We start from the raw sequence: 424 nt of genomic DNA on the forward strand, positions 1-424 counted from the left end.
GTCGGTCAGCATGAACTCCACGCGGGCCTCGGGCAGCGCCGGATCGATCGGCAGGTAGGCCGCCCCGGCCTTGAGGACCGCCAGGATCCCCACGATGGCCTCGGCCGAACGCGGGAACATCAAGGCCACCCGCTCGCCGGGACCCACCCCGTGACCGACGAGCAAGTGCGCCAACCGATTCGCGGACTCGTCGAGTTCTCGATACGTGAGTGAATGATCCCCGCAGACCAGTGCCACCGATTCCGGTGCTCGCATCACCTGCGCGGCAAACAATTCCGGCACCGACGCCGGCTGCGCCAAGTCGTACAGCACCGCCCGGTTGCCCCAGCGTGCTAGACGGCTGCGCTCGGCCTCGTCGAGCAGGTCCACCGTCGACAGCGAGCGACCCGGATCGGTCGTCATCGCCTCCAGCACTGCCTCGATG

The 424-nt window shown here is 68.2% G+C and carries 1 protein-coding gene; it reads right to left on the reverse strand.

Translation table 11 applies throughout. The features are described 5' to 3' along the window. On the reverse strand, positions 1 to 402 hold a 402-nt coding region (locus tag RNB18_RS52640; protein WP_311721135.1), incomplete at its 3' end, for an AMP-binding protein. Positions 403 to 424 lie beyond the last annotated feature (22 nt).

This window comes from Streptomyces doebereineriae (assembly GCF_031845645.1).
GTDB classification, from domain to species: Bacteria; Actinomycetota; Actinomycetes; order Streptomycetales; family Streptomycetaceae; genus Streptomyces; species Streptomyces canus.